General features: G+C 60.2%; 21 protein-coding genes. 14 read left to right on the top strand and 7 right to left on the bottom strand.

The window, feature by feature from the left end; translation table 11 throughout:
• Nucleotides 1-8 precede the first annotated feature (8 nt).
• The 7 genes from rfbB to CK221_RS12580 are packed head-to-tail and all read left to right on the top strand — an operon-like array spanning nucleotide 9 to nucleotide 9,120.
• Nucleotides 9-1,175 (top strand): dTDP-glucose 4,6-dehydratase, encoded by a 1,167-nt coding sequence (rfbB, locus tag CK221_RS12610; RefSeq protein WP_245430630.1) that lies wholly within the window; start codon nucleotides 9-11, stop codon nucleotides 1,173-1,175.
• Complete coding sequence (gene rfbD / locus CK221_RS12605; RefSeq protein WP_095777943.1) at nucleotides 1,172-2,083, top strand: dTDP-4-dehydrorhamnose reductase; 912 nt, start codon at nucleotides 1,172-1,174, stop codon at nucleotides 2,081-2,083. Before rfbB ends, rfbD begins: the two co-directional genes overlap by 4 nt.
• Nucleotides 2,084-2,101: 18 nt before the next feature.
• Nucleotides 2,102-3,229, top strand: a complete 1,128-nt coding sequence (locus tag CK221_RS12600; RefSeq protein ID WP_095777942.1) for a DegT/DnrJ/EryC1/StrS family aminotransferase — start codon at nucleotides 2,102-2,104, stop codon at nucleotides 3,227-3,229.
• Complete coding sequence (locus CK221_RS12595) at nucleotides 3,226-3,729, top strand: GNAT family N-acetyltransferase (protein WP_245430623.1); 504 nt, start codon at nucleotides 3,226-3,228, stop codon at nucleotides 3,727-3,729. Before CK221_RS12600 ends, CK221_RS12595 begins: the two co-directional genes overlap by 4 nt.
• Complete coding sequence (locus CK221_RS12590) at nucleotides 3,726-4,523, top strand: ABC transporter permease (protein ID WP_095777941.1); 798 nt, start codon at nucleotides 3,726-3,728, stop codon at nucleotides 4,521-4,523. Before CK221_RS12595 ends, CK221_RS12590 begins: the two co-directional genes overlap by 4 nt.
• The gene (locus CK221_RS12585; RefSeq protein WP_095777940.1) at nucleotides 4,520-5,272 is read left to right on the top strand and encodes an ABC transporter ATP-binding protein; all 753 of its coding nucleotides are present in this window, start codon (nucleotides 4,520-4,522) and stop codon (nucleotides 5,270-5,272) included. Before CK221_RS12590 ends, CK221_RS12585 begins: the two co-directional genes overlap by 4 nt.
• 14 nt (nucleotides 5,273-5,286) lie before the next feature.
• The gene (locus CK221_RS12580) at nucleotides 5,287-9,120 is read left to right on the top strand and encodes a glycosyltransferase (protein ID WP_095777939.1); all 3,834 of its coding nucleotides are present in this window, start codon (nucleotides 5,287-5,289) and stop codon (nucleotides 9,118-9,120) included.
• Between the two features lie 8 nt (nucleotides 9,121-9,128).
• Here CK221_RS12580 and CK221_RS12575 read toward each other — a convergent pair whose 3' ends face one another.
• The gene (locus CK221_RS12575; protein WP_095777938.1) at nucleotides 9,129-9,752 is read right to left on the bottom strand and encodes a class I SAM-dependent methyltransferase; all 624 of its coding nucleotides are present in this window, start codon (nucleotides 9,750-9,752) and stop codon (nucleotides 9,129-9,131) included.
• Between the two features lie 338 nt (nucleotides 9,753-10,090).
• On the opposite strand from CK221_RS12575, the gene CK221_RS12570 reads away from it, so the two are divergent.
• The 3 genes from CK221_RS12570 (at nucleotide 10,091) to CK221_RS12560 (ending at nucleotide 13,665) form a co-directional block, all read left to right on the top strand.
• Nucleotides 10,091-12,127: a nucleoside-diphosphate sugar epimerase/dehydratase gene (locus tag CK221_RS12570; protein ID WP_179295116.1), complete on the top strand. Its 2,037-nt coding sequence runs from the start codon at nucleotides 10,091-10,093 to the stop codon at nucleotides 12,125-12,127.
• Nucleotides 12,128-12,213: 86 nt separating this feature from the next.
• A complete protein-coding gene (locus tag CK221_RS12565; protein WP_245430622.1) occupies nucleotides 12,214-13,125 on the top strand; it encodes a glycosyltransferase family 2 protein in 912 nt (303 codons plus the stop codon).
• 45 nt (nucleotides 13,126-13,170) lie between these two features.
• The gene (locus CK221_RS12560; RefSeq protein ID WP_095778021.1) at nucleotides 13,171-13,665 is read left to right on the top strand and encodes a sugar transferase; all 495 of its coding nucleotides are present in this window, start codon (nucleotides 13,171-13,173) and stop codon (nucleotides 13,663-13,665) included.
• On the opposite strand, the gene CK221_RS12555 is transcribed toward CK221_RS12560, so the two are convergent.
• On the bottom strand, nucleotides 13,653-14,588 hold the full coding sequence (locus tag CK221_RS12555; protein ID WP_095778020.1) for an NAD-dependent epimerase/dehydratase family protein: 936 nt from the start codon (nucleotides 14,586-14,588) through the stop codon (nucleotides 13,653-13,655). The genes CK221_RS12560 and CK221_RS12555 overlap by 13 nt on opposite strands.
• Nucleotides 14,585-15,874 carry an O-antigen ligase gene (locus CK221_RS12550; RefSeq protein ID WP_095777937.1) on the bottom strand — a complete coding sequence of 430 codons (1,290 nt, stop codon included), beginning with the start codon at nucleotides 15,872-15,874 and terminating at the stop codon, nucleotides 14,585-14,587. The genes CK221_RS12555 and CK221_RS12550 overlap by 4 nt, the downstream gene beginning before the upstream one ends.
• Before the next feature lie 454 nt (nucleotides 15,875-16,328).
• Between CK221_RS12550 and cysD the strand changes: the two genes are divergently transcribed.
• From cysD to cysQ, 3 genes are read left to right on the top strand one after another with little or no spacing between them, the layout of a single operon-like run.
• A complete protein-coding gene (cysD, locus tag CK221_RS12545) occupies nucleotides 16,329-17,234 on the top strand; it encodes a sulfate adenylyltransferase subunit CysD (protein WP_095777936.1) in 906 nt (301 codons plus the stop codon).
• A gap of 2 nt (nucleotides 17,235-17,236) precedes the next feature.
• Nucleotides 17,237-19,174: a sulfate adenylyltransferase subunit CysN gene (gene cysN / locus CK221_RS12540; protein WP_179295114.1), complete on the top strand. Its 1,938-nt coding sequence runs from the start codon at nucleotides 17,237-17,239 to the stop codon at nucleotides 19,172-19,174.
• A 10-nt stretch (nucleotides 19,175-19,184) separates the two neighbouring features.
• Complete coding sequence (cysQ, locus tag CK221_RS12535; RefSeq protein ID WP_066998172.1) at nucleotides 19,185-19,970, top strand: 3'(2'),5'-bisphosphate nucleotidase CysQ; 786 nt, start codon at nucleotides 19,185-19,187, stop codon at nucleotides 19,968-19,970.
• A 20-nt stretch (nucleotides 19,971-19,990) separates the two neighbouring features.
• Here the strand turns inward: cysQ and CK221_RS12530 are convergent, their stop codons facing one another.
• The 4 genes from CK221_RS12530 to CK221_RS12515 all read right to left on the bottom strand — a co-directional run bounded on the left by CK221_RS12530 (nucleotide 19,991) and on the right by CK221_RS12515 (nucleotide 23,982).
• On the bottom strand, nucleotides 19,991-21,133 hold the full coding sequence (locus CK221_RS12530) for a DegT/DnrJ/EryC1/StrS aminotransferase family protein (RefSeq protein ID WP_095777934.1): 1,143 nt from the start codon (nucleotides 21,131-21,133) through the stop codon (nucleotides 19,991-19,993).
• Nucleotides 21,134-21,386: 253 nt separating this feature from the next.
• Nucleotides 21,387-22,310, bottom strand: coding sequence for a carbohydrate kinase (locus tag CK221_RS12525; protein WP_066997802.1), 924 nt, complete (start codon nucleotides 22,308-22,310; stop codon nucleotides 21,387-21,389).
• The gene (locus CK221_RS12520) at nucleotides 22,307-22,753 is read right to left on the bottom strand and encodes an RbsD/FucU domain-containing protein (protein ID WP_095777933.1); all 447 of its coding nucleotides are present in this window, start codon (nucleotides 22,751-22,753) and stop codon (nucleotides 22,307-22,309) included. Before CK221_RS12520 ends, CK221_RS12525 begins: the two co-directional genes overlap by 4 nt.
• A 2-nt stretch (nucleotides 22,754-22,755) precedes the next feature.
• Nucleotides 22,756-23,982, bottom strand: coding sequence for an ROK family transcriptional regulator (locus CK221_RS12515; RefSeq protein ID WP_095778019.1), 1,227 nt, complete (start codon nucleotides 23,980-23,982; stop codon nucleotides 22,756-22,758).
• A 211-nt stretch (nucleotides 23,983-24,193) separates the two neighbouring features.
• On the opposite strand from CK221_RS12515, the gene CK221_RS12510 reads away from it, so the two are divergent.
• Nucleotides 24,194-25,228: a sugar ABC transporter substrate-binding protein gene (locus CK221_RS12510; RefSeq protein ID WP_066998169.1), complete on the top strand. Its 1,035-nt coding sequence runs from the start codon at nucleotides 24,194-24,196 to the stop codon at nucleotides 25,226-25,228.
• Nucleotides 25,229-25,280: the final 52 nt, after the last annotated feature.

Genomic DNA, 25,280 nt, shown 5'->3' with positions numbered 1-25,280 from the left:
AGGGCGGCATGAATTTCCTGGTCACCGGTGGCGCCGGCTTCATCGGCTCGGCCGTCTGCCGGCATCTGTGCGCCAACCCGGCCCACCGCGTCACCAATCTCGACAAACTGACCTATGCCGGCAACCTCGCTTCGCTTAGGCCGATCGAGAATGCGCATAATTACCGTTTCGAGCAGGCCGATATCTGCGACGAGCGAGCGGTGCTTGAGATTTTGCGCCGCGACGACATCGACATCGTCATGAACCTCGCCGCCGAGAGCCATGTCGACCGCTCGATCGACGGCCCCGGCGCCTTCATCGAGACCAACATCGTTGGCACCTACCGCATCCTGAACGCCGCGCTCGACTACTGGCGCGGGCTGTCGGGGGAGCGTAAGGCCGGCTTCCGCTTCCATCATGTCTCGACCGACGAGGTGTTCGGCGACCTGCCCTTCGACGGCGGCATGTTCGTCGAGGAGACGCCCTATGCGCCGTCCTCGCCCTATTCGGCGTCCAAAGCCGCTTCCGACCATCTGGTGCGCGCCTGGCATGAGACCTACGGCCTGCCGGTGGTGCTTTCCAACTGCTCGAACAATTACGGCCCTTACCATTTCCCCGAAAAGCTCATCCCGTTGGTCATCCTCAACGCGCTCGACGAGAAGCCGCTGCCGGTTTACGGCGCCGGCGCCAATGTGCGCGACTGGCTGTTCGTCGAGGACCACGCGCGGGCACTGGAACTGGTGGCGACGAAAGGGCGGCCGGGCGAGAGCTACAATGTCGGCGGCAACTCCGAGCGCACCAATCTCGGCGTCGTCGAGACGATCTGCGATCTTCTCGATCTGAGGCGCCCGCGCGCCGGCGGCAAGAGCTACCGCGACCTGATCACCTTCGTCACCGACCGCCCCGGTCATGACCGCCGCTACGCGATCGACGCCTCCAAGATCGCGCGCGATCTCGGCTGGGCGCCGCGGGAGAATTTCGACAGCGGCCTGGCGAGGACGGTCGATTGGTATCTCGACAACAAATGGTGGTGGGCCCCGATCCGCGAGCAGCGCTACAATGGCGAGCGGCTGGGCCAGGGTCCAATGGAAAACGGCCCGATCGAGAACGGCCCGATGGAAGACGCGGCGATCGAAAACAGCCCGGCCAGGAAGGTCGGAAACGGGAAGGCCGAGAGCAGGGAGGGCGCCGCGTGAGGCTTGCCGTCACCGGACGCGAGGGCCAGGTTGCCGCCAGCCTGATAGAGCGGGGCAGCAAGGATGTCGAGGTCGTTGCCGTCGGCCGGCCGGCGCTCGACCTGGCGCGCCCCGAGACGGTGTTTGCGGCGCTGGCAGAGGCAAGGCCCGACATCGTGGTTTCGGCCGCGGCCTATACGAATGTCGACCAGGCCGAGGACGAGAAGGAATTGGCCTTCGCGGTCAACGCCACCGGCGCCGGCAAGGTGGCCGAGGCGGCAGCAGGGCTCGGCGTTCCCGTCATCCATTTGTCGACCGACTATGTCTTCGACGGCGCCAAGGACAGCGCCTATGTCGAGACCGACGCGACCGCCCCGCTCGGCGTCTACGGCGCCTCCAAGCTCGCCGGCGAAAAGGCCGTGGCGGCGGCCAACCCACGCCACCTCATCCTGCGCACGGCCTGGGCCTACAGCCCCTTCGGTAGGAACTTCGTCAAGACGATGCTCATGCTCGCAGCCGAGCGCGACGAGATTTCGGTCGTGGCCGATCAGTGGGGCAACCCGACATCGGCGCTCGACATCGCCGAAGCCGTCCTGCATGCGGCCGCGAGGTTGCACCATGACGGGAATTTTGCCGCTTACGGCGTCTACCACTTGGCAGGGACCGGTGCGACTAACTGGAGCGGCTTCGCCCGGCATATCCTGGACATAAGCCGGGAGCTTGGTGGGCCTTCTGCCCGGATATGCGATATAGCTATGGCGAATTATTCAACAAAAGCTCGACGCCCAGCCAACTCAAGACTTTCGACTGCGAAATTCGCCGCAGTGTTTGAATGGAACGCACCGGACTGGCGTCGGTCAAGCGGTGAGATCGTATCTCGGCTTGTACTCGGAATGACAAGCCAGGCAAGTGCACAAATGAGCCAGTAGGCATCGCTGGAGGAATTTATGACTGTTCAGCTATTCGTACCGAGTTTCCGTATCGAGGAATGTCTTTCGGAAATCCGTGAGTGTCTTGAGAAAGGGTGGACAGGACTTGGGTTCAAGACCGCTGAATTCGAAACGGCGTGGAAGAATTATACCGGACTTCCCCACGCCCACTTTCTGAACTCCAATACGGTTGGGCTTCACCTGGCCATCCAGCTTTTCAAATCGAAATATGGCTGGAACGATGGCGACGAGGTCATCACGACGCCTTTGACATTCGTTTCAACCAACCATGCCATCCTCTATGCGGGCCTGAAGCCGGTCTTCGCGGACGTGGACGAATACCTCTGCCTCGATCCTGAGAGCGTCAGCCAACGCATCACCGACAGGACGAAGGCTCTCATTTTTGTTGGGATAGGGGGCAATCTCGGCAGATATCACAAGATACTGGAGATATGTCGCGCGCATGACATAAAGCTCGTGCTCGATGCAGCCCACATGGCAGGCACTCGTGTCAATGGCAAGCATGTAGGCGGCGACGCCGATGCATCGGTATTCAGCTATCAGGCCGTCAAGAACCTGCCCACTGCCGATTCGGGGATGATTTGCTTCAACGAAGCCGAAGATGACGAACGGGTGCGCAAGCTCACCTGGCTGGGCATCAACAAAGATACATATGCCCGTACGGCTGCCCAGGGGGCTTACAAATGGATGTATGATGTCGAGGAGATTGGGTACAAGTTCCACGGTAACTCCATCATGGCTGCCATGGCCATCGTCCAGTTGAAATATCTCGACATCGACAACTCATTCCGGCGCCAGCTGGCAGTTTGGTACCGTCAGCATTTTGATGGACACAACAGGGTTAGCGTCGTGCCGACTGCAAAGGATTGCGAGTCTGCCCAGCATCTCGTGCAGATACGTGTGAAGAATCGCGACACGCTGATGCTTGCTTTGAACGAGCATGGTGTCTATCCCGGCGTTCACTACCGCGACAATACCGACTACCGGATGTACGCCTACGCAGCCGGCTCATGTCCGAATGCGGCAGCAGCAAGCCAGGAAATCATCTCGCTACCTCTCCACCTTCGCATGAGCAAGGCGGACGTGGATCTGGTTTCCGAACTGGTTCTTAAATACGCACAATGAAGCAGCACGTCGCTCCCTTCGGAGATGGAACCGTCGTCTTGAGGCTCATGGAGGAGCGAGATCTCGAGACGATTCTCGCTTGGCGCAACCGCGATGAGGCGCGCGTTTGGTTCAAGAACTCCGACAAGATTGCTTTTGATGCACACCTCGCTTGGTACAAACGGTACCTTCAAAAGGAGGACGATTTTTTCTTTCTGGTGGAAGCGAACGGGCGGCCGGTCGGCCAATGCGGCATCTACGATATCGATAAGAGTTCTGGACGCGCCGAAGTTGGTCGATTTCTCGTCGCCCCGGAAATGGGAGGGAATGGCTTCATTGGTCGCTCCTGCGCTGAAATCATCCGTTTCGGCACCAGGTTTTTGGACCTCTCCTATTTGTTCCTGGAAGTTATGGAGCAAAATGCGAAGGCTATTCGCCTTTATGGACGTCAAGGGTTTGTCGAAGAAAGCCGTTCCGACGGCCTTATCCGCATGGGCCTTAGTCCGGATAAAACCTCATGATTTCGCGAGTACAACTTTACGCCGATGCATTGACGGCTTTGAAGCTCTGGCGGGTCTGGACCTTCTTGGGCGTTCAAGACATCAAAGCGCGGTTTCGCCGGTCTTTCATCGGCCCGATGTGGATTTTGCTCAACCTTGGGTTCTTCGTCGGCGGAGCCGGGTTCGTCTACGGTGTGATGTTCGGCCAGCCAATGGCCGATTTCCTGCCGTTTTTGATTACAGGCTTTGTGATTTGGGGGTTCTTGCTCTCATCGCTCGTGGAAGCAGGTACGGCTTTCGTGGTATCAGAAGGGTACATTAAGCAGTTTTCTTATCCAAAACAAATATATCTTCTACGATCTCTTGTATCCTACAGTATAATCATGCTGATTGGGTTTATTCCGATAATTTTTATGCAATTTGCTTTTAGAAATTTTGGAATTCAAAACTGGGCAATGGCCTTGCCAGGGGCTATGATACTTCTATTTGCTGGATTGGGACATATCGTGATTTCTGCATATGTAGGAACTAAATTCAGGGATTTGCCTTTTGCATTGTCTGGGCTCCTTCAGGTCGTATTTTTTGTGACTCCAATAATGTTTCCAATCGAGGTCCTGAAAGCTAAGGGGATTGACTTCGTATACAAATATAATCCGCTCTACTATTTGATAGATATCGTGAGGTGGCCTATTATTGAAGGCAGCTTTCCTCCGCTCCAGAATTATGCATTGGCCATTTCATACGTCTTGGCGGTGTGGTTTGTTGCGTCTGCAATTGCTCGTCGCCTCGATAATCGCGTGGTCTTTTTGCTATGAGCGAATTCGCAATTAAGCTCCACGAAGTGGGAATTCGTTTTCAGGGCGAGCGCGATGGAGGAGGCCTGAAAGACTGGTTGGCTAGTCGACTGCCAGGCCGGGAGCGGGCGCCGTCCACATATTGTGTAGACGCGCTCCGCCACGTGAATCTTCAAATTGGAAGTGGCGAACGCGTTGGGCTGATAGGGCTTAACGGCGCAGGCAAGAGTACACTGCTCAAGGTCATGGCAAAGATCTATCCGCCGACATCCGGAACGGTAACGGTTCGCGGACATATTTGCCCGATGTTCGAATTCGCCACGGGCTTCGAGATGAACCAGTCCGGCCGCGATAATATTCGTATCCGCGGCCTGCTGCTTGGTATGTCTCCTGCGGAAATAGAGGAGAAGTTGCCGGAGATAGCGGAGTTCACCGAACTCGGTGATTTCCTGGATTATCCCGTTCGCACCTATTCCGCCGGAATGTTTGTCCGTCTTGCCTTCGCCGTATCGACAAGCATCAATCCCGAGATACTGCTCATCGATGAGGTGATGGGCGCTGGCGACATCAAGTTCGCGGATAAGGCCAAACGCCGCATGTACGAATTCATGGAGCAGGGCAAAATCCTAGTCTTTGCAAGCCACACGCAAACTCTTTTGGAATCATTTTGCAAGCGCACAATTTGGCTCGATGGGGGCTGCATTCGGATGGATGGAGAAACTTCTGAAGTTATCGAGAGCTATCTGCGCACCAACCTACCAACCACGTAACTGGCCGAGATTTCATGAAAGTCAGAGAGATCATCAAAGACACCATTTGGACGCCAGGTTCAGGGTATTCGGATGGTCGCAAGCCAATCGTTTCCGTCTTGTTACCGACCAGCCGGCAAGCTGCAAATGGTCTGTTCCGCAGGACGGTAGAATCCGTTCTCAAACAGACACAGAGTGACATCGAACTCATCATCGTTGATGATGCGAGCATCGATGGGACCGCAGACCAGATCTCCGATTTTATCCGCGAGGATGGGCGGGTGAGTTGCTTGAAGCATGCTCACAACATTGGCCTTACCGCCATCTCCATGTATGAGGCGTTTGTTAAGGCTAGGGCTAATTTCATCGCGTTCGCATGTGACGACGCTATTTTATATCCAGACGCGCTGGAGCAGCTTCTGAAGCACAGTCAGCATAACTCGGGCCGGATCTGCTATGGGCACGTAAAGATGTGGACGAAGTCCCATGGGTCGCCCGCTATGCAGTCGATACAGCTTGGACAGCCTTTGGCTGGGCACAATTTGCGTGATCGAAATCTGATTTCAAATTGCGCAATACTTCTGCCCCGTTCTGTGATCGAAGATGTCGGTTTTTTTGATCCCCACATCGTCGCAAAGCGCCTCTATGGCTGGGATTTATGGCGGCGAATTGGCGAGCGGTACCTATTACAATATGTTGACGTGGATGTCGGTGAAGTCGTTGATTCCCAAGATCGGTTTGGAAAGGCCCAATTAATTACTTCTGACGTGAGTGAAGAATGGATGCGTACGGGTCACAGAGATCTGAGGCCGGAAGATATTCTCGACGTCGACATATTCTCCTCAAATCCGGAGATTTCTGCAAGGGCAGCCGCGGCGATCGCGGATCTTGCTGCTGCCCATGTCGCCAATCGGCCATGGTTGAACGATAAACCGAGTGAAATAGGATCGGCAAAAGAGAAGAAAATTATTGTACTAACATCTGTATATAGCGCGTCAACTTCACTTTATTTCGACTACTTGCCAAGATCGATGCGAGGGCAAGTCAGGGTTGTTGTGTCCACTGGAAGTCTGCATATCTCGGAGCTGGCGTCGGCGTCTTGCGTTATCATCGTAAGAGCGATAGATGCTCATCTGGAGTGGATAAATGCCGCTGATCAACTTCGTATACCGATATATTATTTTGTAGATGACAATTTTACTGAGCTGGCATCGGTGGAATCGTATGCGAATACCGAAGATTTTTCTTCGGATCGACTTCGGACCAAGCTAGGCCGGTTCGCCGGCGTTCTCCTAAGCACCAAAGAGTTACTTGATTATTATGACGATAATCTTATTCACCCGAATCTGTCACTCTACCCCGTCAGCTATGCCAAGGGTCCTCCGCAACTCGCCAGCAGAAACGTCGATGGCCGATTTCATCTGACCATTGCATCTATCGGGGGCAAACATCGGGAGCGCGGGCTGAGGGAATGTGTTCTGCCTGCGTTGCACCGGTTGGCCAGCGATGCCTGCAAAATTCATTTCGTTGTGGCAGGCGTTGACCCCGAGGAATTTCAGATGCCGGAAAACAGAAATCTGAAGATGACGTTCCTGCCTTTCGACGTCGACTGGAATCGAGCTGTGCTGCGGTTGGCAGAGTATCGCCCCGATATTCTAGTGCATGCTCCTAGCAAAACGGTCAACAATAAGTACAAGACGTTAAATGTGGCGTTATGCGCCTATCTGCTCGACGCGTTTCTTGTGGTGTCGAATGACGCTCCTTTTAACATTCCGTCGTTCGATGGTGTCGCGGCGAGAGTGGAGCCACCTCTCCAGCCAAAAGCATGGTTTAAGGCGCTAGAGAAACTTATCACTGCTCGCGAGAGCTGGGACGACTACAGGAGGGCCAATGCAACTTACTGTAGGGAACATTTTTCGGGTGAGCAGAATCTGATAGTTCTGAACGAGATTCTTCGAAACGCGCCACCGGTCAGCCCAACGCTCGTGGAAGCCCGGCTGAAAGAGATATATTTCGCCGATACATCGCTGATCCTCGGTGGCACATTGGATACCGTGTCGCTAAAGGCGAGCCTCGCTGAACTTTCGGCGCTTAGATCGAGAATCCGGCGCTATCGCCGCTTTAAACCTCGTTTATCTCGCGAGGATCTGTGGCAAAATATTTCACCAGTTTTCGATGGTATTCGTCGATACGTGCAGGAACACAACATCAGGACGTCCAGAACTTATCTTGAGCTATCTGACGCTATTCATGAAAGGAATTTCATCGAGTATCCGATGGTTCTTAGACGTGGTGTGCTCAAGAGTATCGCCTGCGCGTTCTCCTCTGAAGGGGTTAATGAGGGTCATGTTGGCGTGGAACTGGTCAACCCCCAGGGGGAGGTAGCAGTACAAGCAGTAGTGCCTCTAGACTCGACCTCTTTTCAGCTTCCTGTCACTCTCGATTTGAAGGGAACGGTTGTTCCAGAAGACGGCTCGTGGCACCTCCGTCTGTTTGCCCGTTCCAATTGGCCTATATATGTGCTCGAATTTGCGACCTATTCACATCTAGGCTGGAGACGCAACGCCATTGCCCCTTTTGCTGCGGTTGAATATGCCGAGCAAGCGCAATGGCGGGGTAGTACGACAGGGCGACTGGGCCAAGCCGTGTCGACCTCTTCCCCGCACTTGTCGCAACTCACAAGCTCTGTCCCAAATTTCCAGGTTAGGCCTAGTGCCGATATATTGGTCATAATCGAGAGCGAATTCGCCACAACTCATTTGATCGACCAAGTTATGAGAGCTTGTGGCGCTCATGGAATTCGCTATAAGACCCAATTGCTTGGGAAATTGCAGGAGTCTGACTTCAATTCAAACACAATTCCCCTGTTTATTCGATGCGCTGATCCGTTGGTTTTGACATGGACCCAGGCGCTGGTTGATTCAAACCATCCATATATTTATTATATTGACGATAATTTCTGGCAAATCCCGGGAAAAACGCCGCTAGCTGAGTATTATCGGCATCCGTCTACTAGGAAATCTCTCGAATTCGCTATTGCCAACGCCCAGGCGGTCATTGTGAATTCGTTAGAGTTGGGAAAATTTATTTCAGAGTTTAACAAGAATATAGTTGCACTTCCAACGTTCTTTGATTTCTCTCTTATCGATGATGTTCATCCTTCACATACGGACGAGATTCGAATCGGTTTTGCAGGAAGTCTTCCGCGCATTGACGATTTGGATTTGATATCGCAGCTCGTCGAGCCCGTGTTGGAAAAGTTCCCAAAGGTAGTATTCGAGTTTGCGGGAGTACTTCCGCGAGGGGTTGTCGTCGGTGAGCGTGTTCGCTTCTTTCCGCATGTTGGAGACTACAAGGCATATATACGGTTCCAGGCTGAGAGGAATTGGGCGATCGGGTTGGCGCCGCTAATAGACAATGAAGCTAACCGCAGCAAGACCGATAACAAGTATCGTGAATATAGTGCATGTAGAATTGCGGGAATTTATTCTGATATTCCACCTTATCAAGAAGTGGTGAAGCAATCGGTTACCGGGCTGCTGGTTGATAGCAACTCATCGTCTTGGAGAGATGCGTTGGAAATCCTTCTTGAACAGCCCGACAAGCGTTTGGCTATGGCAAATGCTGCGTACGCGCATGCGAAATCGCGATATGATGTTTTGAATGTTTCGCACCAGTGGGCTAGCTTTTTTAAAAGTCTAGGGCGTGGAGCGGAAATGTCCAGGCCGCTCGGCCTGGTTGGGTTGGGCGCCAGGAAGGTCTGGAGAAGGATTCAGCGGATAAAAGTATATATTGCAATAATGTATAAGGAAGGCGGAATCGCGCTTGTGATGCAGCGAATTATAAGAAAATTAGGTCATAAATCGTGACGTGCAGATCAAGATTGAAGATGGACGATATAGAGTTGGCCACCGGAATTAAGGGCAAGAGTCTCAATGTGGCGTAAGTGTCTTTTACCTGCGGCGCGAATTACGTGCTTGATATAAGGATCAGAATATCGCCGCTGCAAAAAAGTGACATCACCAATTACCTCGTGACTCTCCGCAACGTCATAAAGATCACTCGGCCATGTAGTAAAGATGCATGCGTTCTTTGTAACACGGAGCAATTCGTGTACGAACGGTTCGATCTGAGGGATGTGGCCGAGAACTTCAAAACACAGTACGATATCGAATTCTTGATTTCTGAAAACCAGCTCATAGCCGTCGCCGTACATAAATTGACCGTGGGGAAAATTGTGCCTAGCCATCTCAAGCATTTTTACCGACGAATCGACGCCCACATACTGGGTGGCGGCAGGTAAAATCGTCACTAGCTTTTCGTAGACAAGCCCGGTTCCGCAACCGACTTCCAGGACGGATTGGAGAGGTGTTGGCGCGTAGCGTTGAACAATATCGACCAATTGCTCACGATGGGCGTGTTCAGCCGCCGAATTTTGCCAAATCGTCTGAATTTCGCTCGCAATTCCGCTAACGTCCCAATTCTCCCAATCTCGGCTCATCACATGAACTCCTGTGCCTTGAACATTTTGCGATTGGTGAACTCGAAGTCTCTAACAGGCGATTGAGGGCCAATGTGGGCAAAGACCGCATTTAAAGCACCGCTTGGCGGCCGCAGTGCGCGACAGCTGTTGACGGCAATTCGTTTGTGCGCGCTTAGTCATAGAGCCGACATCTCGAGCTTGTAACTCCAAAAAACCCCTAGCTCTCCCCCCAACTCCGCGCTAATGCCATAACCGGTGACGGGGTTGGGGATTTGCAATCTGGAGTGGCGGTGGACGGTGTTCTGTCCCGCGCCGTTCTGGTAATATTTCCCGCGCCTGGAGTTCAGTACTACCCAATGACCGCCTATGTAGAAGCCGTATCGGGCCTGCGACCGAAGATGCGGCGCGCCATCATCATGGTCCAGGACCTCGTCATGGTCCTGATCGCGGTGGCGCTCAGCCTCACGCTCTCGCAGTCGCGGCTTTCCTTCGATGCGTTCTCCTCCGGCGGGCTCGCCTGCTGGGCGCTCATCGTGCTCCTCGCCCATCTCCTGTTTCGCACCTGCGGCCTCTACAGTACCGTCTGGCGCTTTGCCTCAACGCCCGACTTCTTCAACATCCTGAAGGGCTGCGGCAGCCTGACGGTGGTTCTCTATCTGGCCTCGATTGCCTACCGCTCCTTTTTCCAGCCGGTCGCCGGTCTCAACGAGCGCCAGTTCATCGTCTTCTTCCTGGTCTCCTTCACCATCATTTCGGCACCCAGGCTCTACTATCGCTTCCTGCGCGACGGCGCGTCCTGGCGCATCCTGCGCCGCGCCGCCGGCGATGCGTCGATCAAGCAGGCGCTGTTCATCGGCCGGCTGAGCGAGGCCGACGTGATCGTCCGCTTCACCCGCACGGCGGTGCCGGCCGAATATGCCATTGCCGGCATCATGGCCACGGAAGGCGACGCGCCGCTCGGCACTCAGATCCAGGGCGTTCCGGTCGTGGCGCTGCGGCCGCGTCTGGTCGAGGTGCTGGAAGAGTATGTCAAGGGCACGGAAAACCTCGACCTCCTGATCTTCGGCAAGGGGATCGAGCGCGAGATCGAGGACTATGCCGAGCTGGTGCGCGTCGCCCGCCACAGCGGCATCGCCGTCGTCCAGTTCTCCGGTCTTTCGGAACTGGGGCAGGGCGGCAAGCTGGTTCTCGATGCCGTCGAGATGGAAACCATCATGCGCCGTTCGGCGGTCGCCACCGACATCGCGCGCATCGGCGCCTTCGTCGGCGGCAAGCGCGTGCTGGTCACCGGCGGGGCCGGCTCCATCGGCCGTGTGCTGGTCAAGCGCGCGCTGGAGCTCGGCGCCGAGGCGGTGCTGGTGGCCGACAATTCCGAGTTCGGCATCTTCCAGCTCGATCAGATCATCGACGAGAAACACCGCGGCCGGCTGGCCAGCCGCATCGTCGATGTCACCGACCGGCCGCACATGATGCGCCTTGTCAGCGAGTTCAAACCCGCCATCATTTTTCACGCCGCGGCGCTGAAGCATGTGCCGCTGCTGGAAGAGAACTGGGAAGCGGCGATCGAAACGAATGTCTTCGGCACGCTCGCCTGCGCCGAGGTCGCGGCCGAATGCGGGGTGCCGCAGTTCCTGCTGATTTCCAGCGACAAGGCCGTCGACCCGAGCTCGGTGCTTGGCGTCACCAAGCGCGCGGCCGAGCAGATCGTCTCCTCGCTGCATGAGACGCAAGCCGCGCCGTCGCCTTTTCCTGCCGGCGGGCTGAACGGCCACCAAGCCGGCCCCCCAACTGTGCGTCGTCCCGGCACCAAATTCATCGCCGTGCGCTTCGGCAATGTCTTCGGCTCCAACGGCTCGGTGGCGACCATCTTCCAGGCGCAGATCGAGGCCGGCGGGCCGGTCACCATCACCGACCGGCGCATGACCCGCTATTTCATGACGGTGGCCGAGGCGGTCGATCTCGTCATCATGTCGGCCGCCGATGCCGAGCGGCGCCAGGGCAGGGACGACTACGCCATCTACATGCTCGACATGGGCAAGCCCGTGCCGATCCTCGAAGTCGCCGAAACCATGATCCGCATGGCCGGCAAAAGCCCCTATACCGACATTCCGATCCGCTTCACCGGCATCAGGCCCGGCGAGAAGCTGCACGAGGCGCTGCATGGCGAAAGCGAGGAGGTCGTCAAGCTCGACATCGCCAAGATCTTCGGCCTCAGGACCGACGTCGTGGAGTGGCCGAGGATCGAGGCCGCGCTGCCGGCGCTGGTGGCCGCCATACGGGACCAGGACAAGGCCGCGGCCCTCGCGATCCTGGCCGGGCTCAACCGGGCAGTGCAAGGCATTGGCGGCGCGCCCCAGCGGACGGTGCCGAAAGCGGCCGGACAGATCAGTTAGCCCTGTGCCGCCCTCCCGCAATTGGCTATTGAAGCCTGTTCGAATGCCCTGCGGGTTCTGAAACAGTGACCGGGAAAGATCAGCACGTGGCCGTTCTCATGGGCACGAGGGATGGCGCCGCCTTTATCGGCGAGCAGTTGCAATCCTTGCTCGACCAATCATGGCCCCATGTCGATCTCTGGGTTTCCGACGACGGCTCGACGGACGCCACGCTCGCGATCCTCGAGGCGTGGCGGTCCCGCTGGAACAAGGGCTCCCTTACGCTGGTGCAGGGTCCGCGAAACGGCTTCGCCGCCAACTTCCGCTCGATGATCATCGAGCCGCGCGTCGATTCCGATTACTACGCCTTTTGCGACCAGGACGATGTCTGGGAGCCGGACCGGCTGGAGAGCGCCATTCGCTGGATGGAGACACAGGATATGGCAATGCCGCTGCTGTTCTGCTCGCGCACGGCGACCATTTCGGAGACCGGCGTCCCGGCGGGCCATTCGCCGCTGTTCCGCCGCCCACCATCCTTCCGCAACGCCCTGGTGCAGAGCATCGCCGGCGGCAACACCATGCTCTTCAACCGCGCGGCGCGCGACCTTCTGGCGAAGGCCTCGGCAAGAGTCGAATTCGTCAGCCATGACTGGTGGGCCTATCTCGTGGTCACCGCCGCCGGCGGCAAGGTCCGCTACGAGCCGCGGCCGCTGGTCAAATACCGGCAGCACGGGGCGAACCTGGTCGGCGCCAACGTCTCCTGGAAGGCGAGGCTTTCGAGACTCGGGCGGCTGTTCCAGGGCCAGTTCGCCACCTGGACGGACAGCAATCTCAGAGGCCTTGCCGTCAACCGCGACCTCGTCACACGCGATGCAGCACGCTGCCTTCGCCTCTTCATCAGGGCGCGCAAGGGCAGTGCTCTCAGGCGCTTCAGCCTGCTCGGCAAAAGCGGCGTCTACCGGCAGACCCTGATGGGCACGCTCGGCCTCTACCTTGCCTTTCTTTGGCGGCGGATCTGAGCCGTGACGGCAAAGCGGGCTTTCGACCTGATTATCGCGGCCGTCATGCTGGCGGTTACGTCGCCCGTTGTGCTGATCGCCATGCTGGCGGTCAGGGCGACATCGCCCGGACCGGCCATCTTTTCGCAGCCGCGCGTCGGGCGGGGCGGCGCCGTCTTTGCCTGCCACAAGCTGCGCACCATGCATCGCAACACCCCGTCCTTGCCAACGCACGAGGCGCCTGCCGGGTCGGTCACCGCGGTGGGCAGGGTGCTGCGCTCGACCAAGATCGATGAGCTGCCGCAGCTCTGGAATGTGCTCAAGGGCGAGATGAGCCTTGTCGGTCCCCGTCCATGCCTGCCGACGCAAACGGAGCTGATCGGCCATCGGCAGCGGCTGGGCGTGCTCTCGGCGCTTCCGGGCATCACTGGGCTGGCGCAGATCAAGGGCATCGACATGTCCGATCCGAAACTCTGCGCCGAGACCGACGCTGCCTATCTGAAGGCCGCTTCGATCGGCCTCGACCTCAGAATATTGCTGGGGACATTCTACCGGGCCTGAGCGGCCTTCTTTCGCGCCAGTTCCTCAAGCCGGCCGAGCGTATCGGCTTCCGGCATCCAACCTTCCGCGACCAGCAGCGACGGATCGCAGATCTGGGTCGCGGTCAAGGCTTGCCATGATGCCTGCCTGCCGAGCAGCCTTGCCGCCAGCCGCAGCGGCATCCCAGGCATGGGAAAAAGCCGCGGCGGACGGCCGAAACCACGCCGGAACGCGGCAATGATTTCCGACATCGCCAGCGGAGCTGCGTTGCCCGCGACATAGGCCGGGTGGAGCGGTCCCGGACGGCTGACAAGGTGCAGCACCGCGCCCGCCGCCGTGTCGGACGCGATCAGCGAGCGCACACCCGCCAGCACGCCGGCCGGCAGCGGCAGGGCGGTGTCGGCAAGCCGCATCAGCGATGCCATGTTGCCCCGCATGCCCTCGCCATAGACGGGCGGCAGGCGCAGTGCCGTGGCATCCGGGCGTCCGGCGTAAGCGGCGATCATCCTGATCTCGCCTTCGCGTTTGGAGCGGCCATAGGCGCATTGCGGGGCAGGGGCCATCGCCTCGTTGATCGTGCCGCTGAAGCCGGGACCGGCCACGGCCCGGACCGAGGAGAGATAGATGAAGCGCCCGCCGACACGTGCGGCCGCGGCCTTGGCCAGCCGCGCGGTCAGCGTCGCGTTGGCGGCCGGGTAGTCGGCGTCGCTGGCGTTCCGATCGTTGTTCAGCGCCGCGCAGTGGACGACATGGCTCACCCCGCGCATCAGTGCCAGGAAGGCGTCGTCCGGCGCATCGGCGCCGGGCAGCGCAAAGACCTCGCCCGCAGCCTGCAGTCGTTCTGGCCGGCGGGACGCAATGCGTATGTCGAAGCCGGCCTGACGCAGCCGGCCGGTCACCTGGCGTCCGATCAGCCCCGTCGCTCCGGTGACCAGGACCTTCATGTTCGCCGGCTGGCGGCCGAAGGAATGGCGGCGCTCTTGCCGGTCGGCGGCACCGTTCGTCCGCAAGCCAGATAGGTTCCCGAAACCAGGAACACCATCAGCGTCGAATCGAGAAGGTCCTGACCGACCAGGATACCGGTCAGCCCGCCTATGAGATAGGTGATGACCGTGACGATGATCATGGTTGCGCCGAACCGTTCCGCTGGGCCGGCGCTGCGGCGCAGCGCCCTTGCCGCGTTCCAGGCCGCGACGACGAAGATCGCCGCCAAGGCGAACGCCCCTAACAAACCGGCCTGCACCGCCGCGGTCAGAAAACCGTTATGGTAATGGTTGTAGCCTGCGTCCATGCCGAATTGATCGTGAAAACCCTGTTTCATCAGCGCCCGGCTGCCTGTGATGCCATGTCCGAAAATCGGAGCCTCGTGAAACGCGTTCGTGCCGATCTCCCACATCGCCACCCGCAGTCCAAGCGCCGTCGTATGGTCGTTCTTGGTAGTCAGCGCATCCAAGTCGCTGAAAAGGAAGTCAGCGCGATTGGCAATGACGGGAAACGCGATCGCGGCGAGCAGCAGGCAGACGCCGCCGGCAATCAGCGCAATTCGCGCAAGTTTCAACCCGCTGAGCCGGCGCCGGTTGATCGCGAGCACGGCGATGCCCGCAAGCAGCAGCGCCAGCCAGATGATGCGGGAGCCTGAATAAAGCACCGCCAAACTGCCCGCAAGCGCAGCGAACTTCAGCAGCTTCCAGCGCTTCTCGATCCCCGACAGCGCGCCTGCGAGGCTCATCGCCGCGGCCAGGCAGGTCACCGTCGCAAATACGATTGCGTTCCCGGCACCGCCTTCGGCCCTGGTGCCGATCCAGTAATACTGAACGACGGCGAGGAGCAGCGCGCCGAAACATGCCGCGGCGCTCGCCAGCACGACGATGCGCACAAGCACGGTCTTTTCCGTGATGCTCCAGGTCGAATAGGAGATCGGAAAGAAGAGGAAAGTGATCAGCGGCAGGAACAACCGCAGATCCGCCGCCAGCGTGCCGTTGACGATCGAAGCAAGGACGATGGCCGCGCAATAGGCACAGATCGCCACCGTCATGGCAAGCATCGACCGGTCGATGTTGAACCGCCGCCGTCTGATGGCGAGCAGAAACACGGACCAGAGCGCGCCGCCGTTGAAAACGAAGCTGACCACCGATCCCAGCACCGGCGGCGAGAAGAAGCAGACGATCGAGAAATAGATGTTGATCTGTGTCGGCGTGAGATGCCGCCGAAGCGATGTAAACGGGTTCAATGCCTTGCTTCGCTATCTTCCAGGTTGTGCGCAGACCCGCCGGGGTGCCGAACAATTGGCCTTGACCGATCCCGTTCTGCCGCGCCTCGCCCGCTCCCGCGCCGGTATAGCGGCTGGCTCCGATCTCCGATAGGGCGACCGAAGGATGTCCAGCCAAAAATCGGCGGCGTGGACGAAAGCTCTTGGAAGTCAACCTAGCCGATCGAAGCAAATAGGTTTGTTCAGCCCCTTTCAATTGCTCGGCTTGTCTGGGAGAATTTTCCGACTTATCAAGCTCACTTGGAAAATTCATTCCCAAAGCGCTGTGCCCGGCGCGGGTCTTGCATTGTTATGGGCGATGGCGATCTGCTAGAACGCCCGCGACAAGTGTCCAGGGCTTGACGGGCTGTTTTAGCAAACCGCGCCAATCGCCTGCTGCAAGGCCTGGCCGGCACGAAAGAACGCTCAATAGCTTATGAATATCGCGCTCACCCATCTGCAGCGGCTAGAGGCCGAATCCATCCACATCTTCCGTGAGGTTGCGGCCTCTTTCGCCAAGCCGGTGATGCTCTATTCGGTCGGCAAGGATTCCTCGGTGCTGATGCATCTGGCGATGAAGGCCTTCTATCCCGCCAAGCCGCCATTTCCCTTCCTGCATGTCGACACGACCTGGAAGTTCCGTGAGATGATCGCCTTTCGCGATCAGATGGCGCAGAAGCTCGGCTTCGACCTGCTTGTTCATGTCAACGAAGACGGGGTGCGCGACGGCATCAACCCCTTCGATCACGGCTCGAACACCCACACCCATGTGATGAAGACGGTGGCGCTGCGCCAGGCGCTCGACAAATACGGCTTCGACGCGGCCTTCGGCGGCGCCCGCCGCGACGAGGAGAAGTCGCGCGCCAAGGAGCGCATCTTTTCCTTCCGCAATGCCCAGCATGCCTGGGACCCCAAGAACCAGCGGCCGGAAATGTGGAAGATCTTCAACACCCGGATCGCGCCGGGTGAATCGATCCGCGTCTTTCCCCTGTCCAACTGGACCGAGCTCGACATCTGGCAGTATATCTTGCAGGAGAACATCCCGATCGTGCCGCTCTATTTCGCCAAGGAGCGGCCGGTCGTCGAACGCGACGGCATGCTCATCATGAAGGACGATGACCGCATGCGACTGCGCCCCGGCGAGAAGATCGAGAACCGTCTCGTGCGCTTCCGCACGCTGGGCTGCTATCCGCTGACGGGCGCCATAGAATCGGATGCCGACACGCTCGAAGCCATCGTCGGCGAGATGCTGACCGCCCGCACCTCCGAGCGCCAGGGCCGCCTCATCGACCGCGACGAGGCAGGTTCCATGGAAAAGAAGAAGCGCGAGGGGTATTTCTGAGCATGCGCCACATCCTGGCCAAGAGCCTCGCCCCGACCGATTCGATCCGCGACTACATGGCCGCGCAGGAGAAGAAATCGCTGCTGCGCTTTCTCACCTGCGGCTCGGTCGACGACGGCAAGTCGACGCTGATCGGCCGGCTGCTGTCCGATACCAAGCAGATTTTCGAGGACCAGCTCGCCGCGTTGGAGAACGACTCTCGCAAGCACGGCACCACCGGCGACGACATCGACTTCGCCCTCCTCGTCGACGGCCTGGAGGCCGAGCGCGAGCAGGGCATCACAATCGACGTCGCCTACCGCTTCTTCGCCACGCCGAAGCGCAAGTTCATCGTCGCCGACACGCCCGGCCATGAGCAATACACGCGCAACATGGCGACGGGCGCTTCGACCGCCGACCTCGCCATCGTGCTGATCGATGCGCGCCAGGGGGTGCTGCGCCAGACGCGGCGCCATTCGATCATCGCCTCGCTGCTCGGCATTCGTCACATCGTCCTTGCCGTCAACAAGATCGACCTCGTCGGCTTCGACAAGACCGTGTTCGACCGGATCGTCGCCGACTACGGCGAATTCGCGCAAAGCCTGGGCTTCAACAGTATCGTGCCGATTCCGATGTCCGCGCGCTTCGGCGACAATGTCACCAGCCGCTCGGAGCGCACGCCCTGGTATTCCGGGCCGTCGCTTATCGAGCATCTGGAAACCGTGTCCGTCGACGAGGCGGCGATCGAATTGCCGTTCCGCTTTCCCGTCCAGTATGTGAACCGTCCCAACCTCGATTTTCGCGGCTTTGCCGGAACAATTGCATCCGGTTCCGTTTCCAAAGGCGACGAGGTCGTGGTCGTCAAGTCGGGCAGGGCCTCCCGGGTCAAGCGCATCGTCGCGCATGGCGGCGACCTTGAGCAGGCTGTTGCCGGCCAGGCCATCACGCTCGTCCTCGAGGACGAGGTCGAGGTTTCGCGCGGCAACATGCTGGTATCGCCAGCCGCACGTCCGCAGGTCGCCGACCAGTTCGCCGCCAATCTGGTCTGGTTCGACGAGCAGGCCCTGCTGCCCGGCCGGTCCTATATCCTGCGCACCGAAACCGATCAGGTGAGCGCGACCGTCACCGATCTGAAATACCGCGTCAACGTCAACGATTTCGCGCATGAGGCTGCGAAGTCTCTCGACCTCAACGAGGTCGGGGTGTGCAACCTGTCGACCCGGGCGCCGATCGCCTTCGATCCCTTCGCCGAGAACCGCACGACCGGCGCCTTCATCCTGATCGACCGCATCAGCAACGCCACCGTCGGCGCCGGCATGATCCTGCATTCGCTGCGCCGCGCCGAAAATATTCATTGGCAATCGCTCGACGTCGGCAAGCGTGGCCGCTCCGACCTGAAGAACCAGCGCCCGGCGGTGTTCTGGTTCACCGGTCTGTCCGGTTCCGGCAAGTCGACCATCGCAAATCTTTTCGAGAGGAAGCTGTTCGCGTCCGGCCGCCACACCTACATCCTCGACGGCGACAATGTCCGCCACGGCCTCAACCGCGATCTCGGCTTCACCGACGCGGATCGGGTCGAAAACATCCGCCGCGTCGCCGAAGTGGCCAAGCTGATGGCCGATGCGGGCCTGATCGTCATCGTCTCGTTCATTTCGCCCTTCAGCGCCGAGCGGCGCATGGCGCGCGAGCTGATGGGCGAGGGGGAATTCGTAGAGGTGTTCGTCGACACGCCGTTCGAGGAATGCGCCCGCCGCGACCCGAAGGGCCTTTACGCCCGCGCCTTGAGCGGCGAGATCAAGAACTTCACCGGCGTCGATTCTCCCTACGAGACGCCGGAGAACCCCGAGATCCACCTCAAGACTCTCGGCAGGACGCCCGAGGAGATGGCGGAAGCGTTGGAACACTGGCTGACGGAGCGCGACGTTGCCGAAGAGCAGTATGACGATGGCGGCGGCATCTGACGACGCGGCAATGCTTGGCGTGTTCGAGCGCCTCGCGCTCGATGCCGGCCGCGCGGTGATGCGCGTTTTCCACGAAGGCTGCGCCGTCGACAGCAAGTCCGACTCTTCGCCGGTGACGGAAGCCGATCGCGAAAGCGAAAAGATTATCCTGGCCGGCCTGCGCGCCGCTTATCCGGACATCCCTTGCGTCGCCGAGGAGGAGGTTGCGGCGGGTATTGCCACGCCCGACCTCGACGGCGCCTTCTTCCTCGTCGATCCGCTCGACGGCACCAAGGAATTCGTCAACCGCCGCACCGATTTCACCGTCAACATTGCGCTGGTGCGCCACGGCGTGCCGGAAGTCGGCGTCGTGTTCGCGCCTTGCACAGGACGTTTCTTCTCCGGTCGGCCGGGGACGGCGGAAGCGATCGACGTTGACGGCGACTATCGTGTCGCCGGCCGTCGGCCAGTCACCGTGCGGGCAGGCGGCACGCCGCTCGCCGTCGTCGCCAGCCGCTCGCACAACACGCCGGAAACCGAAGCCTTCATTCGCGATCTCGGCGCCACCGAAATCGTCTCGATAGGCTCGTCGCTGAAATTCTGCCTGCTCGCCGCCGCCGAGGCCGACGTTTATCCGCGCTTCGGTCGCACCATGGAATGGGATACGGCGGCCGGCGATGCGGTGCTGCGCGCCGCCGGCGGCATGACCCGCACGCTGGACGGCCAGCCGCTCCTCTACGGCAAACGCAACCAGGCCACTGACACGGATTTCGCCAACCCGTACTTCATTGCGACGGGGAAGGGCGTGGAGGCTTAATCTCCTCCTGAAGGGGGAGATCAGGCAGCCGCGACCTGCGCCGAGTTGGAGCCGATATAATTGCGGATCGTCTCGATGATCTTGTCCTGGTCGGCTTCGCTGAGATAGGCGTGCATCGGCAGACAGAGGATCTGCTTCGGCAGCTTTTCCGAAACCGCAAGACCGGTCGGCGTGCGCGGATAGTCGCGGTAGGCGATTTGTTCGTGCAGCGGCTTCACGTAATAGATGACCGACGGGATGCCTTTTTCGCCGAGATGCGCCTTCAACCCGTCGCGCTTCGGCGTCTCGATGGCATATTGTGCCCAGGCCGAGCGGCCGTGGCCGAGATTGCGTGATGCCTTGACGATGTCGCCAAGCCCATTGGCGTAACGGTCGGCGACCGCCTGACGGGCCACCATCTCTTCCTCGAGGATGGCGAGCTTCTCGATCAGGATCGCCGCCTGCAGCGTGTCGAGGCGGGAATTGATGCCGACGCGGATGTTGTCGTACTGCGTCTCGCCCTTGCCGTGGAAGGCGAAGGAGCGCAGCTTGTCGGCGAGCGCAGCATCATTGGTGAACATCGCGCCGCCATCGCCGTAGCAGCCGAGCGGCTTGGCCGGATAGAAGCTGGTCGAGCCGACATGGCCGAAGGCGCCGCACATCGTGCCGTCGGCCGAGCCGCCCATCGACTGGGCCGCGTCCTCGATCACCAGCAGGCCCTCGCGCTTTGCGATCGCCATGATCGCCTCGTAGTCGGCGGCAAGTCCGAACAGGTCGACCGGGATGATCGCCTTCGGCTTCAGCCTTCCTTGCTTCTTGATCATGTCGATCGCCGCCTCGAGGCTGGCGATATCGATGTTGTAAGTGTCGGGATCGACGTCGACGAAGACAGGCTCGGCCTTGGCGAGCGCCACCACCTCGGCCGTCGCGGCGAAGGTGAAGCTTGGCACGAACACGGCATCGCCCGGACCGATGCCGGCCGCAAACACCGGCAGAAGCAGCGCATCGGTGCCGTTGGCGCAGGCCACCACGTGCTTGACGCCGACATAAGCCGCGAGCTTGTTCTCGAATTCTGCGACTTGCGGGCCGAGGATGTAACGGCCGTCTTCGACCACCGTGTCGATCGCGGCCTTCAGCCGGTCGCGGATTCGTTCGCGTTGCGCGCCAAGATCGATGAACTGCATGTCGGCCTCAGATGCTGCCAGTAAACCGGCCCGCTGGTACCAGACTTGCCACGGCTGAAAAAGCCGCCCATGGCCAGGCCGAATTGCGCAAGTGTCGCAGCCTGTTACCGTTTTTTTGCCTGCCCATTGCCAGAAGAAGCCGGAAATCCGGGCTTCCAAGCGTATTCGAAGCGGCTCTCGTCGCGCTGTTCCGGCCCTTCGAAACATAAAGTGATCGCTCGGGCACGGACCGCCGGCGAGACCGGGCAGCCGATCAGGCTATTTCGTGCCGCCATGGCGGGTTGGCGCCGGCCCGAGATACCGTCACCGCGGCCGCCTTGGCGCCAAGCTCCAGCGCGCTGCGGATGGCTTCCTCCGAGAGGCCGCCGATCGCTGCCTTGGTGAGCAGACCCTGCTCGTGCAGCGAGGCAAGGATGCCGGCATTGAAGGTGTCGCCCGCGCCGACGGTGTCGACCACCTTCACCTTCCGCGGCACCACCGTGACCTTGTGCTCCCTGCTGTAGCCGACGGCGCCCTCGCTGCCATGGGTGACGACGATCAGCCTGGGGCCGCGGTCCAGCCAGTTGCGCACGACCTCCTCGTGCGAGCCCGCTTCGTCGAACCAGTTGAGGTCTTCGTCCGACAGTTTAACGATGTCGGCCATCGCCATCATCTCGCGGATGCGCCTCAGATGCTTGGCCTTGTCCGGAATGAAGTTCGGCCGGATGTTGGGGTCGAGCATCATCACCCGGCTGTTGTGCTCGCGCCGCATGAACTCCTCATAGGCCGATCCCGCCGGTTCCGAGATGAGGCTGATCGCGCCGAACAGCATCGCCTCGATCTCGGCCCCGAGCTTCGGCAGGTCCTCGATGGCGAGCATGCGCCCGGCGGTGTTCTCGTCGTAGAACGTGTAGGTCGCCTGGCCATCGGTGAGCCGCACGAAGGCGAGCGTGGTGGGCCTGGGCGAGGTGTGCGCATAGGTCGAGCTCACCTTGCTTGCTCCCAGCGCTTCGCGGAACTGGCCGCCGAACAGGTCGGAGGAGAGACCTGAGAAGAAGCCTGCCGGAGCGCCGAGCCGCCCGAGCGCGATCGCCGTGTTGAACACCGCCCCGCCGACATAAGGCGCGAAGGCCGCTTCGCCTTCCGTCGTCGTGCGCGGCAGCATATCGATCAGGGCTTCGCCACAGCAGAGGATCATTGTGTCTCGGTCTCCGGCGGATGGATCACGCCCTTACGGATGATGATGTTGGCATAAAGCCTTGGCTCGCTGGTCGCGACGATCGCATGCGCGGCCTTGACGCGTGCATAGAAGTCGGCCCCCGCCAGCGCAATCACCTTGCGGCCCGGCGCGCGTTTCGCGCAGACCGCTTCCATCTCGTGATGCACGGGATCGGCGAGCGCCGGATCGCCTTTGACCGAGGCGCGGAACAGCGCCTCCGGCACCGCCTCATCCACCGGCAGCACGCTCAAAACGGCGTCCAGCACCGGAATGACGGCATGGCCGTCGGCGCGGATCAGCCTGCGCGCCTGTTCCTCGGCCGGATAATTGCCGTCGACGATGGCGATCTCGTCGCCATGGCCCATGGCCCTGAGCGTCGCCAGAAGCTGCGGGCCGAGCAGCGACGGAATGCCGATCAGCATGGTCAGGCGCTCCTGGAAATCGTCGTCGGTCCGATCAGGAAGCGTTCGGAAAGCGGCAGGCTGGCGCCGCCAAGCGCCCGCGCATGGATGCCGACCGTTCCTTCGCGTACGACCGGCAGCTTCAGCCCCTCGGCGTCGATACCGGTGATCGCGTCCGTCACCGCATCGACAAGCCTCCGCCGCACGTCGAGCGGCATCCAGCCGTCGATCACCGCGGCCTCGAAATCGATGACCGACGAGGCGGCGACGATCGCATAGGCCAGCGCCTGTGCAGCACTTGCGATCCAGTCGTCGAGCTCGGCGCCGATCTCGCCCCATTCCTGCGGCGAGGTCCACAGATAGGAGCCGTCGATGCCCTTGGAGCTCAGCGCCTTTTCCAGCATGGCGATCGAGGCGACGTCGATAAGCTGTGTCGGCTTGCCGTCCGGGCCGGGCACCGGCATCGAACCCAGCGCGCCGGCATTGCCGGTCGGCCCGCCGAACAGGCGGCCGTTGAGCACGATGCCGCCGCCGGCAAAGGCGCCGATATAGAAATAGACGAAGTCGCGCGCCGCGCCTGCCTGGCCGAAGACGAGCTCTGCCCCGCAAGCGGACGTGGCGTCGTTCTGCAGATAGACCGGAAAGTCGCATTGGGACTGGATGTCGGCGCGGATGTCGCGATGGCGCCATTCATCCATGATCTCGCGCGGCGCGCCGGCTGTGTCGGCCCAGCTCCAAAGCTCGAACGGCATGGCGATCCCGAGCCCTGCGATGCGCTTGTCCTGCGCCGGTGTCAGCTCGCCGCGCATTTGTTTGATCCCAGCGCCGACGAACTCCACCGTCTCGCGCGGCGCCGGATAACGATAGGAATTCTGCAGCATCGATCGCACATTGCCGAGGAAGTCGATCAGCACCAGCTCGGCGCTGCGGCGGCCGATCTTGAGACCGATGAAGAAAGCTCCTTCCGGATTGAGCGCCATCGGGATCGACGGCTGGCCGATCTTGCCGCGCAGCGGCGCCTGGCGCACGAGCAGCTTGTCCTCTTCCAGCTCCCGCATGATGACGGATACCGTCTGGGCCGACAGCCCGGTCATGCGCGCGATGTCGGATTTGGCGAGGCTGCCATGCTGGCGCACCAGTGACAGCACCAGCCTTTCATTGTGGTCGCGCATGCCGCTCTGGTTCGTGCCGCGATGCAGCCGGCTCTCCAGAGCCTCGGGCGAACCGTGCCTCGCAATGCCGGTCTCCACCCTGTTCCTCCCGTCGGTTCCCCACACTGGCTTTTCGTTCAGAATGAGTGAACAGCGCAAGTCTGTCAATAATAAATAAGAGTGATTTAATTATTGACAGATGATGCGGACTGGTGTCTTTTGGGGTGGCGTCCACGCTGGGAAAAATGGTTGGATGCGCTCGAGGCGCCGGGTTGGCCGGCGTCCGGAATGGTTCCATTGGGAGGAAATCGTGACCAAGAAATCGCTGCTGAAGTCCACCGTATTCGCGGCGGCCGGGCTGGGCCTGCTCGCATTCGCCTCGTCCGCATCGGCTGCGGGCGTCGGCGCCTGCCTGATCACCAAGACCGACACCAATCCCTTCTTCGTGAAGATGAAGGAAGGCGCCACCGCCAAGGCCAAGGAACTCGGCGTCGACCTGAAGACCTATGCCGGCAAGATCGATGGCGACAGCGAGAGCCAGGTCGCGGCGATCGAGAGCTGCATCGCCGACGGCGCCAAGGGCATCCTGATCACCGCCTCTGACACCAAGGGCATCGTGCCGACGGTGAAGAAGGCGCGTGACGCCGGCCTGCTGGTGATCGCCCTCGACACCCCGCTCGATCCGATCGACGCTGCCGATGCGACCTTCGCCACCGACAATCTGGAGGCCGGCAAGCTGATCGGCGCCTGGGCCGCCGCCACGCTCGGCGACAAGGCCAAGGACGCCAAGATCGGCTTCCTCGACCTCACTCCCTCGCAGCCGACCGTCGACGTTCTGCGCGACCAGGGCTTCATGATGGGCTACGGCATCGACGTGAAGGATCCCAACAAGATCGGCGACGAAGACGATCCGCGCATCGTCGGCCACGACGTGACCAACGGCAACGAGGAAGGCGGCCGCAAGGCGATGGAGAACCTCCTGCAAAAGGACAACACCATCAACGTCATCCACACCATCAACGAGCCGGCCGCAGTCGGTGCCTACCAGGCGCTCAAGGCCGTCGGTCTGGAAAAGCAGGTGCTGATCGTTTCGGTCGACGGCGGCTGCCCGGGCGTCAAGTCGGTTGCCGAGGGCGTTATCGGCGCCACCTCGCAGCAGTACCCGCTGCAGATGGCGGCGCTCGGCATCGAGGCGATCGCCAAATTTGCCAAGGACGGAACGAAGCCGAAGCCGACCGAAGGGAAGAACTTCTTCGACACCGGCGTCAATCTCGTCACCGACAAGCCGGCCAACGGCGTCAAGTCGATCGACACCAAGGAAGGCCTCGCCAAGTGCTGGGGCTGACGCTCTGACGGTTCACAAAGCTTGCGGCTGGGGGCTTGATCCTCGGCCGCAT

The organism is Mesorhizobium sp. WSM3868 (assembly GCF_002294785.1).
Lineage (GTDB): Bacteria > Pseudomonadota > Alphaproteobacteria > Rhizobiales > Rhizobiaceae > Mesorhizobium.
This window is presented reverse-complemented; position numbering and strand designations above follow the sequence as displayed.

Coding starts and splice junctions, on each gene's coding strand:
- rfbB (WP_245430630.1), top strand. CDS start 9: ATGAATTTCCTGGTCACCGGTGGCGCCGGCTTCATCGGCTCGGCCGTC.
- CK221_RS12600 (WP_095777942.1), top strand. CDS start 2,102: ATGACTGTTCAGCTATTCGTACCGAGTTTCCGTATCGAGGAATGTCTT.
- CK221_RS12595 (WP_245430623.1), top strand. CDS start 3,226: ATGAAGCAGCACGTCGCTCCCTTCGGAGATGGAACCGTCGTCTTGAGG.
- CK221_RS12590 (WP_095777941.1), top strand. CDS start 3,726: ATGATTTCGCGAGTACAACTTTACGCCGATGCATTGACGGCTTTGAAG.
- CK221_RS12585 (WP_095777940.1), top strand. CDS start 4,520: ATGAGCGAATTCGCAATTAAGCTCCACGAAGTGGGAATTCGTTTTCAG.
- CK221_RS12580 (WP_095777939.1), top strand. CDS start 5,287: ATGAAAGTCAGAGAGATCATCAAAGACACCATTTGGACGCCAGGTTCA.
- CK221_RS12575 (WP_095777938.1), bottom strand. CDS start 9,752: ATGAGCCGAGATTGGGAGAATTGGGACGTTAGCGGAATTGCGAGCGAA.
- CK221_RS12570 (WP_179295116.1), top strand. CDS start 10,091: ATGACCGCCTATGTAGAAGCCGTATCGGGCCTGCGACCGAAGATGCGG.
- CK221_RS12560 (WP_095778021.1), top strand. CDS start 13,171: ATGCTGGCGGTTACGTCGCCCGTTGTGCTGATCGCCATGCTGGCGGTC.
- CK221_RS12555 (WP_095778020.1), bottom strand. CDS start 14,588: ATGAAGGTCCTGGTCACCGGAGCGACGGGGCTGATCGGACGCCAGGTG.
- cysD (WP_095777936.1), top strand. CDS start 16,329: ATGAATATCGCGCTCACCCATCTGCAGCGGCTAGAGGCCGAATCCATC.
- cysN (WP_179295114.1), top strand. CDS start 17,237: ATGCGCCACATCCTGGCCAAGAGCCTCGCCCCGACCGATTCGATCCGC.
- cysQ (WP_066998172.1), top strand. CDS start 19,185: ATGCTTGGCGTGTTCGAGCGCCTCGCGCTCGATGCCGGCCGCGCGGTG.
- CK221_RS12530 (WP_095777934.1), bottom strand. CDS start 21,133: ATGCAGTTCATCGATCTTGGCGCGCAACGCGAACGAATCCGCGACCGG.
- CK221_RS12525 (WP_066997802.1), bottom strand. CDS start 22,310: ATGATCCTCTGCTGTGGCGAAGCCCTGATCGATATGCTGCCGCGCACG.
- CK221_RS12520 (WP_095777933.1), bottom strand. CDS start 22,753: ATGCTGATCGGCATTCCGTCGCTGCTCGGCCCGCAGCTTCTGGCGACG.